Source organism: Methylosinus sporium (assembly GCF_003113265.1).
Taxonomy (GTDB): Bacteria; Pseudomonadota; Alphaproteobacteria; order Rhizobiales; family Beijerinckiaceae; genus Methylosinus; species Methylosinus sporium.
Window position 1 is genome coordinate 39,858 of sequence record NZ_PUIV01000007.1, and the last position, 14,246, is coordinate 54,103.

General features: G+C 66.7%; 15 protein-coding genes. 3 read left to right on the forward strand and 12 right to left on the reverse strand.

What is annotated here, in order from left to right; all coding sequences use genetic code 11:
* Positions 1–104: 104 nt before the first annotated feature.
* Complete coding sequence (locus C5689_RS07200; RefSeq protein WP_108916683.1) at positions 105–2,012, forward strand: AsmA family protein; 1,908 nt, start codon at positions 105–107, stop codon at positions 2,010–2,012.
* A 9-nt stretch (positions 2,013–2,021) separates the two neighbouring features.
* Here C5689_RS07200 and C5689_RS07205 read toward each other — a convergent pair whose 3' ends face one another.
* From C5689_RS07205 to xth, 8 genes are read right to left on the reverse strand one after another with little or no spacing between them, the layout of a single operon-like run.
* On the reverse strand, positions 2,022–2,549 hold the full coding sequence (locus tag C5689_RS07205) for a GNAT family N-acetyltransferase (RefSeq protein WP_108916595.1): 528 nt from the start codon (positions 2,547–2,549) through the stop codon (positions 2,022–2,024).
* A complete protein-coding gene (locus tag C5689_RS07210; protein WP_108916596.1) occupies positions 2,542–2,832 on the reverse strand; it encodes a type II toxin-antitoxin system TacA family antitoxin in 291 nt (96 codons plus the stop codon). Before C5689_RS07210 ends, C5689_RS07205 begins: the two co-directional genes overlap by 8 nt.
* A 48-nt stretch (positions 2,833–2,880) precedes the next feature.
* Positions 2,881–3,675 carry an ABC transporter permease subunit gene (locus tag C5689_RS07215; protein WP_108916597.1) on the reverse strand — a complete coding sequence of 265 codons (795 nt, stop codon included), beginning with the start codon at positions 3,673–3,675 and terminating at the stop codon, positions 2,881–2,883.
* On the reverse strand, positions 3,672–4,589 hold the full coding sequence (locus tag C5689_RS07220; protein ID WP_108916598.1) for an ABC transporter permease subunit: 918 nt from the start codon (positions 4,587–4,589) through the stop codon (positions 3,672–3,674). Before C5689_RS07220 ends, C5689_RS07215 begins: the two co-directional genes overlap by 4 nt.
* Positions 4,586–5,644 carry an ABC transporter ATP-binding protein gene (locus tag C5689_RS07225; RefSeq protein ID WP_108916599.1) on the reverse strand — a complete coding sequence of 353 codons (1,059 nt, stop codon included), beginning with the start codon at positions 5,642–5,644 and terminating at the stop codon, positions 4,586–4,588. The genes C5689_RS07220 and C5689_RS07225 overlap by 4 nt, the downstream gene beginning before the upstream one ends.
* A 54-nt stretch (positions 5,645–5,698) precedes the next feature.
* Entirely contained in the window at positions 5,699–6,409 is a 711-nt protein-coding gene (locus C5689_RS07230) for a class I SAM-dependent methyltransferase (RefSeq protein ID WP_108916600.1), read from the reverse strand.
* Positions 6,391–6,858 carry a DNA polymerase III subunit chi gene (locus C5689_RS07235; RefSeq protein ID WP_108916684.1) on the reverse strand — a complete coding sequence of 156 codons (468 nt, stop codon included), beginning with the start codon at positions 6,856–6,858 and terminating at the stop codon, positions 6,391–6,393. The genes C5689_RS07230 and C5689_RS07235 overlap by 19 nt, the downstream gene beginning before the upstream one ends.
* Before the next feature lie 37 nt (positions 6,859–6,895).
* A complete protein-coding gene (gene xth / locus C5689_RS07240; protein ID WP_108916601.1) occupies positions 6,896–7,672 on the reverse strand; it encodes an exodeoxyribonuclease III in 777 nt (258 codons plus the stop codon).
* A gap of 122 nt (positions 7,673–7,794) precedes the next feature.
* Here xth and C5689_RS07245 point away from each other — a divergent pair, with 122 nt between their 5' ends.
* Positions 7,795–8,412: an HAD family hydrolase gene (locus C5689_RS07245; protein WP_108916602.1), complete on the forward strand. Its 618-nt coding sequence runs from the start codon at positions 7,795–7,797 to the stop codon at positions 8,410–8,412.
* A gap of 9 nt (positions 8,413–8,421) precedes the next feature.
* On the opposite strand, the gene pyrF is transcribed toward C5689_RS07245, so the two are convergent.
* The 4 genes from pyrF to dnaK form a co-directional block, all read right to left on the reverse strand.
* Entirely contained in the window at positions 8,422–9,138 is a 717-nt protein-coding gene (gene pyrF / locus C5689_RS07250) for an orotidine-5'-phosphate decarboxylase (protein WP_108916603.1), read from the reverse strand.
* Position 9,139: 1 nt separating this feature from the next.
* The gene (locus tag C5689_RS07255; RefSeq protein ID WP_108916604.1) at positions 9,140–9,745 is read right to left on the reverse strand and encodes a class I SAM-dependent methyltransferase; all 606 of its coding nucleotides are present in this window, start codon (positions 9,743–9,745) and stop codon (positions 9,140–9,142) included.
* 76 nt (positions 9,746–9,821) lie between these two features.
* Complete coding sequence (gene dnaJ, locus C5689_RS07260) at positions 9,822–10,943, reverse strand: molecular chaperone DnaJ (protein WP_108916605.1); 1,122 nt, start codon at positions 10,941–10,943, stop codon at positions 9,822–9,824.
* Positions 10,944–11,347: 404 nt separating this feature from the next.
* Entirely contained in the window at positions 11,348–13,249 is a 1,902-nt protein-coding gene (gene dnaK, locus C5689_RS07265) for a molecular chaperone DnaK (RefSeq protein ID WP_108916606.1), read from the reverse strand.
* A gap of 372 nt (positions 13,250–13,621) precedes the next feature.
* On the opposite strand from dnaK, the gene C5689_RS07275 reads away from it, so the two are divergent.
* Positions 13,622–14,212, forward strand: a complete 591-nt coding sequence (locus C5689_RS07275) for a phosphatase PAP2 family protein (RefSeq protein WP_108916608.1) — start codon at positions 13,622–13,624, stop codon at positions 14,210–14,212.
* The last annotated feature ends 34 nt before the right edge of the window (positions 14,213–14,246 follow it).

Sequence of the window (14,246 nt, forward strand, 5' to 3'; positions counted from 1 at the left end):
CGAAAGAAGCGCGCTCCGTCGCGCGCGGCCGTGCGGCCCGGCCCGCCTCTTTCTGCCCCGCCTCTTTCTGCATGGACGATGGAATGTCGCACTCGACCGGCCCAATGCGCGAAATCGAAGGATCGAAACCCTCGAGCCTCGGTCGCCGCCTGCCTTTCGCGCGTCTTTCCCGGCGCTGGCTGATCGTGATGGGCGCCGTCGTGGCGGTGGCGCTCGGCGCGGCCCTCGCGCCCTGGACCTTCTCCACCAGCGCTCTGCTCGAGGAGATTTCCGGCCAGCTCAATTCCTCCTCTGGTCTCTTCATCGCCGCCAAGGGGCGCTCGACCTTCTCGGTGCTCCCCCGTCCGCACATCACCATAGACAGCATCGCCTTCGCGGACCCGACCGCGGCGCTCACCATCGAGGCGGAGCGATTGCACGGCAATGTGCTGCTGCTGCCGCTGCTCGCCGGCCGTCTCGAGATCGCCGACATAGAGCTCGTTCGCCCCGCCATCGAGATCGATCTCGACCGCAAGCCGATGAGCGCGGCAGGCGCCGCCGTGCGCGCGGCGGCGGCGCGCCCCTCGACTGCCGCGGCGGAAAAGGCCGATCGCGCCCGGCTCGGCGGCGTCGCCATCGTTTCCGGCGCGGCCCATGTCAAATATGCCGGCGGCGAAGAGACACTGCGCGACATAGAGGCCAGTCTCGACTGGCGCACGGTCGGCTCGCCCGCGACGCTCGACCTCGCCTTCTCCTGGCGCGGCGAGCGACCGCGCGGCACGCTGTGGGTGCTCAAGCCCGGCGCCCTTCTGCGTGGCGAGCAGACGGCGGTCACCGTGCGGCTCGATTCCGACAGCTTGCGGGCGGAGGCGGAGGGCTTCGGCCAGCTCGGCCCCAAGCCCCGCTATATGGGGCGGCTCACCGCCTCCTCGCCCTCGCTGCGCCATGCGCTCGCCCTCGCCAATGTGAGCGCGCCGCTGCCCGGGCCTTTCGAGAATGTCCAGCTTTCCGCCAAAGCCAGCGTCGGCCTGCGCGATTTCCAGCTCACCGATCTGAAGCTCTCGGCCGACGACAATGAGTTCGAGGGCTCCTTCGGTCTGCGCCACGAGGGCGACAAGCCGATCGTCCATGCGACGCTCGCCAGCAATTACGTGTCGCTGAAGCCGATGGTCGCCGATCTGCCGTCGCTCTCCGGCGCCGACGGCCAGTGGAGCCGCGACGCTTTCGTTTTGCCGGATATTCAGAACGCCGATGTCGATCTGCGCCTTTCGGCGACGCGCGCCCGCGTTCTGCGGCTCAATCTCGAGGACGCCGCTCTGTCGCTGCTGCTGCGCGGCGGCCGGCTCGAGCTCGCTCTCGCCGAGGCGGCGGCTTATAAGGGAACCGTGAAGGGCCGCGCCATTTTCGCCGCCAATGCGGCGGGCGCGCTGGAATTCCACGCCAATGCGCAGCTGACCGGCGTCGACGCTGGCGCGCTCGCCTGGGACGCCGCCGCGCGGCCCGATCTCGGCGGCGCGCTGGACGCCAATTTCACGCTCGACGCCACTGGCGACAGCGTCGCGCAGCTCATGCGCGATCTCGACGGCCGCGCCACCCTCACGCTGAGTGAGGGCGAGGTCGACGGCATAGACCTGGAGCGCGCGCTCCGCCGCATCGACAAACGGCCCTTGTCGAGCGCGATGGACATTCGCTCCGGTCACTCGCTGGTGGATCGCGCCAGCGCGACCATCAAAATCGTCAAGGGAACCGCGAATATAGAGGATGGCCAAGCGCATGGGCCGGGCTTCGCGCTGGCCTTCGCCGGCCAGGCGCGCATCCCGGAGCGCAGCCTCGCGATGAAGGCGCAGGCCAATGAGGCCGACGCCGCCGGCAAGCCGCGCGAGAAGGGCGTGCAGATCGGCTTCGATCTCTCCGGCGCTTGGGACGATCCCGTCTTCGCGCCGGACGCCGCCGCGCTGATCAAGCGCTCCGGCGCCGCCGCGCCGCTGCTGCCGCGCGTCGAGCCGGAGCCGGGCGCGGCGAAGGAGCGGTGAGGTTTTTCCCTAGCCTCCTTCTTTTCCGAGCACCCTTTCGAGCTTCACGAGATCGAGCGCCAGCGTCGGCGTTTCCATCGGAAGGCGCATGAAGCCATGATGGCGGTAGAAGGCCTCCGCCGTCGGCGAGATCGCATGCACGACGAGGAGGCGGGCGGCCACTTCGCGCGCGGCGCGCAGCGAGCGTGAAACCGCGTCGTGAAGCAGCGCTCGGCCTATGCCGCGTCCCTGCCAGCGCGCGTCGATGGCGAGGCGCCCGAGGATCACCGAAGGAATATGTCGCGGCATGTTTCGCCGCATGGAGCCGAGCGCTTCCCGGTCGAGAATCTGGCCCATGCTCAGCGCGTAGAAGCCGACGACCTGTTGCGAGCCAGTGGCGCAGAGCACATAGGTTTTGCTCGCGCCAGCCTCCATATTGGCGAGGGCGCGCCTCAGCAGCCATTCGTCCAGAACCGTTTCGCCGCAGCGAAAATCCGCGAGCTCGTGGCTTTCGTTCAGTGGCGCGGGCGGCTCGAGAGGCGGCGGCGTTTCAGCCATTCCGCCAGGGGGCTCTGCTCGCGGCGAGCCGCTTCATGCCCGCCTCTTCCTCGGCGGAAGCCGGCGTATCCATCCAATCGAGAATTTGTCGAAAGGCCCGACGGTCCGCCATGATCGTCGTCTGATCGAGCAGGACATTCTTGGCTGCGCTCAAGGCGGAGGCGAGCATGAATTGCGAGCGATTGGTTCCCGTCAATTCGGCCGCCTGGTCGATGAGCGAGCGGTCCTGCTCGCGGGCGCGCAGGTGAATATTGACTTCGGCGAGCGGCGGAGAGGGTTTCATGCGCTCGAAGATGGCGTCGTGTGTTTACAATGTCAACATCCGCGCGCCTCACCCCGCCCCGCCGCCCTTGGCGCGCCCGCGTGTGAGCAGCGCCGAAAGGCCGAGCGCGACGGCGACCAAGCCGAGCAGCAGCGTCGAAATGGCGTTGACCTCCGGCGAGACGCCGAGCCGCACTTGCGAGTAGATGCGCATCGGCAAGGTGGTGGCGCCGGGGCCGGTGGTGAAGCTGGCGATCACGAGATCGTCGAGCGAGATGATGAAGGCGAGGAGATAGGCGCTGACGACGGAGGGCGCGATCAGCGGCAGAGTGACGAGCGCGAAGGCGCGGACCGGCGTCGCGCCGAGATCCATCGCGGCCTCCTCCAGCGTGCGGTCGCAGCCTTTCAGCGCGGCGTGGATCATCACAGTGGCGAAGCACATTGTGAAAGAGGCGTGCGCCAGCACCAGGGTGAGAAAGCCCCGCTCGACGCCGAAAGCGACGAAGACCAGCAGCAGGCCGAGCCCGAGCACCACTTCCGGCATCACCAGCGGCGCATAGATGGAGCCCGCGAAGAGCGTGCGCGAGCGGAAGCCGCCAAAACGCGCCAGCGCCAGCGCGGCCAGCAATCCGTTGATCGTCGCGATCAGCGCCGAGAGCGCGGCGGCGGCGAGGCTGATCTCGGCTGCGCGCAGCATCTGCTCGTCATGGAGCAGGGCGGCGTACCATTTGGTGGAGAAGCCGCCCCACACAGTCACCAGCCGCGAGGCGTTGAAGCTCATCGTCGCCAATATGACGATCGGCCCATAGAGAAAGCCGAAGCCGAGAAGGAGCGCGGCGAGGCGCAGAAGACGCGCGCCGCTCATCGCTCGCCCTCGCGCAATTGCGCGCGCTCATAGAGAAGAATGGGAATGAGCAGCAGCGCCAGCAGCGCCACCGCCGCGGCGGAGGCCGCCGGCCAATCGCGATTGGCGAAGAAGTCGTTCCAGAGCGTGCGGCCGATCATCAGAGTGTCGGAGCCGCCGAGCAGATCGGGAATGACGAATTCGCCGACCGAGGGAATGAAGACGAGCAGCGCGCCGGCGATGATGCCGCGGCGCGACAGCGGCAGAGTGACATGCAGAAAGACTTGGAACGGCGTCGCGCCGAGATCGGCGGCGGCCTCGCGTAGCGAAGCGTCTTGCCCCTCGATCGCCGCATAGAGCGGCAGCAGCATGAAGGGCAGATAGGAATAGACGATGCCGACGACCACCGCGCCGCTGGTCGCGAACATGGGCAGCGGCGCGTCGATGAGGCCGAGCGCCATCAATGCATGATTGATGATCCCTTCGTCCTTCAGCAGCGTGATCCAGGCATAGACGCGGATCAGAAAGCTCGTCCAGAAGGGCGCGACGGCGAAGCCGATGAGCACGGGGCGCAAGCGGCGCGGCGCGCGCGCTATGGCGAGCGCGAAAGGATAGGCGATGAGAAGGCAGACCAGCGTCGCGACGCCGGCGATGCTCAGCGAGGAGAGATAGGAGTCGAGATAGAGCGAATCCTCGGCGAGGCCGCGATAGGCGTCGAGGCCGAGCTGCGAGAGCTTCTCGAAAAAGCCGGCGAGGCCGGCGCCGTCGAAGACAGGCTCATAGGGCGGGCGCGCCTGCGCCGGACGCGACAGCGAGATTTTGACGATCAGCGCGAAGGGCGCGAGGAAGAATAGCGCGATCCAGGCATAGGGCGCGGCGATGACCAGCATCTCGCCGCGCGTGAGCCTGCGTCTTTTGCCGCCCTCCTGCATCATTCGCTCGCGAAAATGCGCCCGGCCTCGGGCGCGATGGAGATGCGCGCCGCATCGCCGACGCAAAAAGGCGCGCCGCTGTTCGCGCCGCGCGAGACGCGCAAGGTCCCCCCGCCGGAAAGGCGCAGGCGGAAATGCGTCGTCTCGCCGCGAAAGGCGACGTCTTCCACCACGCCGTCCAAGCCTGCGTTTTCTTGCGTCGCCGGCGCGATGGCGATCCGCTCTGGCCGCACGGCGAGCACGGCTTTCGCGCCTTGCGAGAGACCGCCGCCTTCCACCGGCAGACGGCCGAAGGGGCCGACGAAGGCGCCGTTCTCGATGTGGCCCTCGAGGAAATTCATCTGGCCGATGAAGCCGGCGACGAAGCGCGTCGCGGGGCGCTCATAGACCTCTGTCGGCGCGCCGATCTGCTCTATGCGGCCGGCGCGCATCACGGCGATGCGATCGGCCATCACCAGCGCCTCGTCTTGATCGTGCGTGACGACGACGAAGCTCGTCTTCAGCCGGCGTTGGATTTCCTTGATCTGAAATTGCGTCTCCTCGCGCAATTGGCGATCGAGCGCGCCCAAGGGCTCGTCGAGCAGCAGCAGTCGCGGGCCGGGCGCGAGGGCTCTCGCGAGCGCCACGCGTTGGCGCTGGCCGCCGGAGAGAAGGTCGGGCCGGCGCGTCTCGACGCCCTCGAGCCGCACGATCTGCAGCAACTCGGCGACGCGGGCGGCGATCTCCGCTCTGCCCTTGCCCTGCCGGCGCAGGCCGAAGGCGATGTTCTCGAACACCGAGAGATGCGGAAACAGCGCGTAGGATTGGAACATGAGATTGACCGGCCGCCGATGCGGCGGCGCGCCGCTCATATCGGCGCCGCCGATCTCGATGCGGCCGGCGTCCAAGGTCTCGAAGCCGGCGACGAGGCGCATCAGCGTGGTCTTGCCGCAGCCAGAGGGGCCGAGCAGCGCGAAAAACTCGCCGGCGCCCACCTCGAGCGAAACGTCCTCGAGCGCCGCGATCGCGCCGAAGCGCTTGGACGCGCCTTTGATCGAGAGTAGCGGCGCGTCGGTCATTTCGCTCCTGTTCTCGGATCGAAGGCGCGAGCCGAAAAGGCTCGCGGATCGCCGTCAGCCGTCCCGGCGGAAGGCCGCGCGCCAATGGCGGACCATGGCGTTCGTCGCGGAAATATCCTCGAGCGTCTCGCAACGCAAGCCGCCCACGGAGAGCGCTTCCATGCGGCTCGGCGGCAGCGGCCAGGGCGGGCCGCCGATCTCCTGGCCCTCGTCGCGGGCGCGGGCGATGACGAGCAGCAGCCCGCCCGGCGCGACCAGGCCGGCGAGCGCCTGCGCCGCTGCATCCAGAAGCGTGTCGGGCAGGGCTTGCAGCGTGTAGCATTCATGGACGAGATCGAAGCCGCCGCGCCATTCCTCCGGCGCGGCGAAGAGATCGGCGGCGCGATATTCGACGGCGCTCTGCGGAAAGCGGCGCTTCGCCCAGGCGACGGCGTCCCCGACGAGGTCGAAGGCGGTCACATTCGCGCCGGCGGCGGCGAGCGCCTCGGCGTTGTCGCCGAGCCCGCAGCCGACATCGAGCGCGCGCAGACCGTCGAGGCGTCGGGTCGCGAGCCAGTCGGCGAGCAGCGGATGCGGCGCGAGATGCGCCCATGGCACGCCGGCGGCGTCGCCCTCGGCGAGGCGATAGACGGCCTCGAACCAATCCTTGCGCTGCGGATCGGCCTCGACGCCGCCGGGCCTCTTATGTGGGTCGATCTCGTCGAGACGGGCGCGCGCAGCGGCGCGGCGCGCGAAAAACTCTTCGGTCACGCCTGCTTCTCCCATTTGCCTTCCTCGCTCTGGCGCCAGTAGGAGAGCGTGTGGCCTTCCGTCTTCAGCTGCCGCCATTGCGCGCGCGCGGCCTGCACCGCCGCTTCGTCATTGCCGTCGAACATGAGTATGGCGCGCTCTTCCGGCGCGCTCGCAGGGTCGGCGAGCACGGGAGACAGCTCCGCATTTTCCACGAAGAAGCGGACATGGGCGTGATTGGGATTGTCCCGGCCGATGGTGAGGAAGATCGGCTGCGTCTCGGGATCGTCGTCCTTGGCCGAGCCATGCGGCAGAAAACTATCCCCCGCATAGGACCAGAGCAGATCGTCGAGCGCTTCCAGCCGCCGCGCGCTGGTCGCCTGCACCACGACGCGCCAGTCGCGCGCCAGCGACAGCTCGAGCAGCTTGGGCAAAGCGCTTTCCAGCGGGAGGCGCTGGAGATGATAGAACCAGACATCGGTCATGGCGTGAGCTTCCATGCTTCGCGCGTGATCATGGGCGTCACGCCAGCTCGCATCTGATCGGCACATGGTCGGAGGGCTTGGCGCCGGCGCGCAGCTCCTTGTCGATTGTCACGCTCTGCAAGCGGTCGGCGGCCTGCGGCGAGAGCAGAAGATGGTCGATGCGAATGCCATTGTTCTTCTGCCAGGCGCCGGCCTGATAATCCCAGAATGTGTAGAGGCCGGTGGCGTCGGTGGAGGCGCGGAGCGCCTCCGTATAGCCGAGGTTCAGCAACTCCTGGAATTTGGCGCGGGTCTGCGGCAGGAACAGCGCGTCGCCGGCCCAGGCTTTGGGGTCATGGACGTCGCCGGGCGTGGGGATAACATTATAGTCGCCGGCCAGAACCACCGGCTCCTCGAGCGCCAGAAGGCTCGCCGCATGGGCGATGAGGCAATCCATGAAGGCGAGCTTATAGGTGTATTTCTCTGTGTCCGGCGGATTGCCATTGGGCAGATAGATGCTGGCGACGCGCAGGGCGCCATGATCGGTGGAGACGACGGCCTCTATGTAGCGGGCCTGCGGATCATGCTCGAATTTCGGCAGGCCGCGCACCACTTCTATCGGCGTCTTGGAGAGAATGGCGACGCCATTGAAGGTCTTCTGCCCATGCGTCTCGACATTATAGCCGAGATCCTCGATCTCGGCGCGCGGGAAGGCCTTGTCCTCGCATTTGATCTCTTGCAGGCACAGCACGTCCGGCGCGACCTCGCGCAGATAGGCGGTGAGCGGCTCCAGCCGCTGGCGGACGGAATTGACGTTCCAAGTGGCGATGCGCAAGGCGGGCTCCCGGTCATGGACCGGCCCTCGTCATAGCGCGCGCGCCGCCGGAATGAAACGTTCCGCTCCAATTGTCGTCACAGGCCGAGGCTATATGCTCGCCTCGAGCCCGGAGCGCCCGAATGTTCGTGAAATCCCACGTCACCACCGTCGTCTTCGATGTCGGCAATGTGCTGGTCGATTGGAATCCCCGCTATCTCTATCGCAAGCTCTTCGACGATTCGCAGGCGATGGAGCGCTTTCTCGGCGAGGTCTGCACCTCGGATTGGAATCTGGAATTGGATCGCGGCCGCCCCTTCGCCGAGGCGGTGGCCGAGCGCGTCGCGCTCTATCCCGATCTCGCCGATCTCATTCGCGCCTATGACACGCGCTGGGACGAGATGATCGCCGGGCCGATCGCGGGGACAGTGGCGCTGCTGGAGCGGCTCGCCGCGCGAGAGACGCCACTCTATGCGCTCACCAATTTCTCCGATGAGAAATATGTGGAGACAGTCCCGCGCTTTGATTTTTTCCAGCGCTTCGCGGGCGTCGTCGTCTCCGGCCGAGTAGGGCTGCTGAAGCCAGATCCCGCCATTTATCGGCTGCTGCTCGAGAGCTATGGGCTCGATCCGGCGGCCTGCATTTTCATCGATGATTCGGCGGCCAATGTGGAAGGCGCCCGCGCTGTGGGAATGCACGCGACTCGCTTCGAGAGCCCGGAGCAAGTCGAGCGCGAATTGCGGGAGCTGGCGCTGCTGTGAAGGGCGCGCTCAGCCGCCGATAGCGGCGGAGATTTCCGCGACGATCGCGTCTGCGGCGGCGCGCGGGTCGGGCGCCTGCGTCACCGGTCGGCCGACGACGAGATGATCCGCCCCGGCGGCGATGGCCGCGCCCGGCGTCATCACGCGCTTCTGATCGCCGAGCGCGGCGCCCGCGGGGCGCACGCCCGGCGTCACCAGCGCCATTTCCGGCCCGACCAGCGCGCGAATCGGCGCCACTTCCTGCGGCGACAGAATCAGCCCGTCGATTCCTGCATCCTTCGCCTGAATCGCGCGGCGCGACACCAGCTCGGCGACGCCGATGGAATAGCCGGCCTCGGCGAGATCGGCATCGTCATAGGAGGTCATCACCGTGACGGCGAGCAGCCGCAGGCCGCCATCGCCCGCGCCCTGGCGGGCGGCGCGCATCGTCTGCGGAAAGCCGTGAATGGTGAGGAAATCTGCGCCGAGCCGGGCGATCCGCCGCGTCGCGCGCTCCACCGTCTGGCCGATGTCGTGCAGCTTCAGATCGACGAAGACCTTCTTGCCGACGGCCTTCAGCTCCTCGACCAGCGGCAGGCCGCCGCCATAGGCGAGCTCCATGCCGATCTTGTAGAAGGAGACCGAATCGCCGAGTTGCGCGACGAGCGCGCGCGCCGCTTCCACACCGTCGACGTCCAGCGCGACGATGAGGCGATCTCGCGCCGGAATCGTCGCGCCCCTCGTCATGTCAGTCGGCCCGGCGGCTGTAGCGCCACACGCGCGCCGGCGGAATATTCGCCCAGACCTGCGAGCCGACGGCCGTGAAGGCGGAGCCGTTCGGATGGCGTTTCAGCGGCATGGGCGAGAACAGGCCATAGGTGAACTGAATGATGATGCCGCCCGGCGCCATCATCTCGAAGCCCTGGTCGAGCAGGCGCAGCCGGTCCGATTCTGGCTGGTTGAGCAGCGGCAGGCTCGAGACGATGGTGGAGATCGGCCCGGACAGCTTGCCGGCGAGCGTCTGCTTCAGCGAATAGGCGTCGCCCTGCACCACTTCGACGCCCGGAAAGCGCTGGCGCAGGAGATCGCAGAACGCCGTCTCATATTCGACCAGCAGCAGGCGCGAGGCGGGAACGCCATGCTCCAGCAGCGCCTGCGTGACGGGGCCGGTGCCCGGTCCGAGCTCGACGATCGGCCCCTCGCGGGAGAGATCGACATAGCTCGCCATGGCGCGGGCGAGCATAGGCCCCGAGGGCGAGACAGCCCCGACGCCGCGTGGATTTTCCATCCAAGACCGCAGAAAGCGCGCATTATCGGCGAGAGCGGATTTCAGTGGCTCGATATTCAGTGACACGCTGAGACAGCCCCTAGAACGTTCCAGACGCGCGCGACCATGTATGAGGTCGCACGCCCGGTCAATGGCGTCCGCCTCATTTGCCGAACAGCTCTTTCATCTTGGCGAAGAAGCCGGTGGCCTCCGGATGCGTCTGGTGGGACGATTCCTCCTCGAATTCGGTGAGCAGCTCGCGTTGACGCTTGGTCAGATTTTGCGGCGTCTCGACGCTGATCTGCACATAGAGATCGCCCGATTCGCGCCCGCGCAGCAGCGGCATGCCCTTGGCTTTCACTTTGATCTGCTTGCCTGTCTGGGCGCCTTCGGGAATTTTGATCTCGGTCTCGCCGCCGTCGATCGTATGCACGGTGATCTTGCCGCCGAGCGCCGCGCGCACCATGGAGATCGGCACGCGGCAATAGAGATCGGCTCCGTCGCGCTGGAAGAACGTATGCGGCTTCACCGACAGGAAAATATAGAGGTCGCCGGAGGGGCCGCCGCGCAGCCCGGCCTCGCCCTCGCCGGCGAGGCGGATGCGCGTGCCGTCCTCGACGCCGGGCGGCACATTGACGGAGAGTGTGCGCTCTATGGTGGCGCGGCCGGTTCCCGAGCAGGCGGAGCAAGGATTGTCGATCACCTCGCCGTGGCCCTGGCAGGTGGGGCAGGTGCGCTCTATGGCGAAGAAGCCCTGCTGCGCCCGCACGCGGCCATGGCCGGCGCAGGTCGGGCAGGTCTTGGGCTTGGAGCCCTTTTTGGCGCCGGTCCCGTCGCAAGCCTCGCAGGAGACGGAGGTCGGCAGCTTCAAAGTCGCGGCCTTGCCGTGGAAGGCCTCCTCCAGCGTGATCTCCATATTGTAGCGCAGGTCCGAGCCGCGCTCGCGAGCGGAGCCGCGGCCGCCGCCGCGCCGCCCCATCACCTCGCCGAAGAGATCGTCGAAAATATCGGCCATGGAGGCGGCGAAGCCGTCGCCGCCGCCGAAGCCGCCGCCGCCCTGCTCGAAAGCCGCATGGCCGAAACGGTCATAGGCGGCGCGCTTCTGCGTGTCGGAGAGGCATTGATAGGCCTCGTTGACCTCCTTGAAGCGCGCCTCGGCCTCGGAGTCGCCGGGGTTGCGGTCGGGATGATATTGCATCGCGGCCTTGCGAAAGGCGATCTTGAGCTCGACGTCGGTCGAGGTCTTGGAAACGCCGAGAATCTCGTAGAAGTCGCGTTTGGACATGGGGTCGGTCGATAGGAGTTGAGGAAGGCGTCCTGCAGGCGGGAGGCGCCGAGGATCGCAGCCGATATAGGAACTCGGAAAATTTGTTACCACGGTTTGACGGACGCGCCAAAGTCGTGTTTCCGGACCCGCTGGGGTCTTTCGCGCCTCGGCGAAATTGCGCCTCCAACCTGTTCGTCAGCATCTGACTGTCAGCGCGAAAAGCGTGGCAGGCCGTGAGGCGACGTCGCCAAGCTCGCTCCCGCCTGTCTTTTTCCCGCTCGTAGGTGGCCGGGTCGGGCGCCGCGAATTTTGTGCGTCGCGAATGTTGGCGGAGGAATGCGCCCCTCGCTGACGCGAAGGCGCCGCCGTCTCCCGAGGAGCGGGAGACGGCGGCGCCTTTTCTTCCGGCGAGCCGGTTTACTTCACTTCTTCTTCTCGTCGCCGCCGACTTCCTTGAAGTCCGCGTCGATCACATCGTCCTGCCCATGGGTCTCGCCCGCCGGGGCGGCACCTTCGGACTGCTGGGCCTTGTACATCGCCTCGCCGAGCTTCATAGAGGCCTGGGTCAGCTCATTGGTCTTGGCCTTGATCGCCTCGGCGTCCTCGCCCTCGAGCGCGGTCTTCAGCGCTGCAATGGCGGCCTCGATCGCGCTCTTGTCGGCGGCGGACACCTTGTCGCCGAACTCGGCCAGCGATTTCTCGGCCGAATGCACGGCCGCCTCGCCATGGTTCTTGGTGTCGACGAGCTCGCGACGCGCCTTGTCCTCGGTGGCGTGCGCCTCGGCGTCCTTGACCATTTTGTCGATGTCGGCGTCCGACAGGCCGCCCGAGGCCTGGATGCGGATCTGCTGCTCCTTATTGGTGGCCTTGTCCTTCGCCGTCACATTGACGATGCCATTGGCGTCGATGTCGAAGGTCACCTCGATCTGCGGCATTCCGCGCGGCGCCGGCGGAATGCCGACGAGGTCGAACTGGCCGAGCAGCTTATTGTCCTGCGCCATCTCGCGCTCGCCCTGGAAGACGCGAATGGTGACGGCGGTCTGATTGTCCTCGGCCGTGGAGAACACCTGGCTCTTCTTGGTCGGGATGGTCGTGTTGCGGTCGATGAGGCGCGTGAACACGCCGCCCAGCGTCTCGATGCCGAGCGACAGAGGCGTCACGTCGAGCAGCAGAACGTCCTTCACATCGCCCTGCAGAACGCCGGCCTGCACCGCGGCGCCGATGGCGACGACCTCGTCCGGATTGACGCCCTTGTGCGGCTCCTTGCCGAAGAACTGCTTCACCACCTCCTGCACTTTCGGCATACGGGTCATGCCGCCGACGAGCACGACCTCGCCGATCTCGGCCGCCGAGAGGCCGGCGTCCTTCAGCGCCTTGCGGCAGGGCTCGATGGTGCGCTGAATGAGATCGTCGACCAGCGCCTCGAATTTGGCGCGCGTCAGCTTCAGGGTCAGATGCTTCGGGCCGGAGGAGTCGGCGGTGATATAGGGCAGGTTGATCTCGGTCTGCGTCGCCGAGGAGAGCTCGATTTTCGCCTTTTCGGAAGCTTCCTTCAGGCGCTGCAGGGCGAGCTTGTCCTTGGTCAGGTCGATGCCCTGCTCCTTTTTGAACTCGCCCGCGAGATATTCGACGAGGCGGCTGTCGAAGTCCTCGCCGCCCAGGAAGGTGTCGCCATTGGTGGACTTCACCTCGAACACGCCGTCGCCGATCTCGAGGATGGAGACGTCGAAAGTGCCGCCGCCGAGGTCATAGACCGCGATCGTGCCGGAGCCCTTCTTGTCGAGGCCATAGGCGAGCGCCGCCGCCGTCGGCTCGTTGATGATGCGCAGCACCTCGAGGCCGGCGATCTTGCCGGCGTCCTTGGTGGCCTGGCGCTGAGCGTCGTTGAAGTAAGCGGGAACGGTGATGACCGCCTGAGTGACGGTCTGGCCGAGATAGGCCTCGGCCGTCTCCTTCATCTTCTGCAGGATGAAAGCGGAAATCTGCGAGGGCGAATATTGCTTGCCGTCCGACTGCACCCAGGCGTCGCCATTGGGGGCCTTGACGATCTTATAGGGGACGAGGCCGATGTCCTTCTTGGTCATCGGGTCCTCGAAGGAGCGGCCGATGAGGCGCTTGATCGCGAAGAAGGTGCGCTCGGGATTGGTCACCGCCTGACGCTTGGCGGGCTGGCCGACGAGACGCTCTCCGTCCTCTGTGAAAGCGACGATGGACGGCGTGGTGCGCGCGCCTTCCGCGTTCTCGATGACCTTGGGGCTCGACCCTTCCATGACGGCCACGCAGGAATTGGTCGTGCCGAGGTCGATGCCGATGATTTTAGCCATATCGCCGTTCCTTTCGTTCATTCGAAATCGGGTCCCGAAGCGGCCCGTATGTCGCCGATCCCTCGGCGGCTCGCATTTTCAGCCCGCCGCGCATCGGCTGTTCACCGTCCCTTCAGATTGTAATCGGCCTGCATCGGCGCAAGTGCCCTCTGAATAGAGAGTGCGCTCTGCATATAGAGTGCGGCGGGCATATAGAATGAAGCCTCCGGCGCCGGCAAGCTCCGTCGCAGCCGCGGCTTCTCTCGCATTGCGAGCGGCTTTATCGCTCCCGTCCGCTTTCGCTTATTCTGCGGCGAGTGATTCGCGAAGCGAAGGTCGGCCGCGGCCGAGCTCGCGTCCATTTTCGAACTTTGGTTGCGAACGGACCGAGGCGTGCTTCTCCAATCGATCGAACCCATCGTCCCGATCGTCGTCGTCTTCGGAGACGCCGGTTTCGTCCTGCCGGCGAGCGTCGGCCTCGCCGCGGCGCTATGGGCCACCGGCGATCGCCGCGCAGCCGTCGCGTTCCTCGCCGCCATCATGGTCTGCGGCGTCGTGGCGACCTTCGCCAAAATCCTCTCCATGGCCTTTGGCCCGCCGGCGCTTCACAGCCCGAGCGGCCACGCCGCGCTGGCGGCGGCCTTCTTCCTGCCGCTCTCCGCAATTTTCATGCGCGTTCGCGAAAAATGGGCCGGAATTTTCGCCGCTCTCCTCTGCGTGGCCGTGGCGGCGCTCGTCGCCATCGGCCGGGTGGCGCAGGGCGTGCATACGGAACCGGAGGCTTTCGCCGGGTTTTTCATAGGCTTGGCGTCTTTCGGCTTGTTCTTCGGCCTCGTCCCCGCGCGGATCTCGATCGGCGCTCCGGCTCTGATCGTCTTCTTTGCCGCGGCCGTCGCCATCCACGCTCATATGGGGCTCACGATAGAGGTGGAGGGGCCGCTCGAGCGCATAGCGACACGGCTCGCCCATATGCTGCCGCTCTAACGTCGCCTCGCTTCGACAGCGGCTCCGGCTGTTT

What these genes read in the sequence shown, in the direction of transcription:
- C5689_RS07235 (WP_108916684.1), bottom strand. Translation starts at nt 6,858, where the DNA reads ATGACCGATGTCTGGTTCTATCATCTCCAGCGCCTCCCGCTGGAAAGC.
- C5689_RS07205 (WP_108916595.1), bottom strand. Translation starts at nt 2,549, where the DNA reads ATGGCTGAAACGCCGCCGCCTCTCGAGCCGCCCGCGCCACTGAACGAA.
- pyrF (WP_108916603.1), bottom strand. Translation starts at nt 9,138, where the DNA reads ATGACGAGGGGCGCGACGATTCCGGCGCGAGATCGCCTCATCGTCGCG.
- C5689_RS07200 (WP_108916683.1), top strand. Translation starts at nt 105, where the DNA reads ATGCGCGAAATCGAAGGATCGAAACCCTCGAGCCTCGGTCGCCGCCTG.
- C5689_RS07210 (WP_108916596.1), bottom strand. Translation starts at nt 2,832, where the DNA reads ATGAAACCCTCTCCGCCGCTCGCCGAAGTCAATATTCACCTGCGCGCC.
- C5689_RS07220 (WP_108916598.1), bottom strand. Translation starts at nt 4,589, where the DNA reads ATGATGCAGGAGGGCGGCAAAAGACGCAGGCTCACGCGCGGCGAGATG.
- dnaK (WP_108916606.1), bottom strand. Translation starts at nt 13,249, where the DNA reads ATGGCTAAAATCATCGGCATCGACCTCGGCACGACCAATTCCTGCGTG.
- C5689_RS07230 (WP_108916600.1), bottom strand. Translation starts at nt 6,409, where the DNA reads ATGGGAGAAGCAGGCGTGACCGAAGAGTTTTTCGCGCGCCGCGCCGCT.
- C5689_RS07245 (WP_108916602.1), top strand. Translation starts at nt 7,795, where the DNA reads ATGTTCGTGAAATCCCACGTCACCACCGTCGTCTTCGATGTCGGCAAT.
- dnaJ (WP_108916605.1), bottom strand. Translation starts at nt 10,943, where the DNA reads ATGTCCAAACGCGACTTCTACGAGATTCTCGGCGTTTCCAAGACCTCG.
- C5689_RS07225 (WP_108916599.1), bottom strand. Translation starts at nt 5,644, where the DNA reads ATGACCGACGCGCCGCTACTCTCGATCAAAGGCGCGTCCAAGCGCTTC.
- C5689_RS07215 (WP_108916597.1), bottom strand. Translation starts at nt 3,675, where the DNA reads ATGAGCGGCGCGCGTCTTCTGCGCCTCGCCGCGCTCCTTCTCGGCTTC.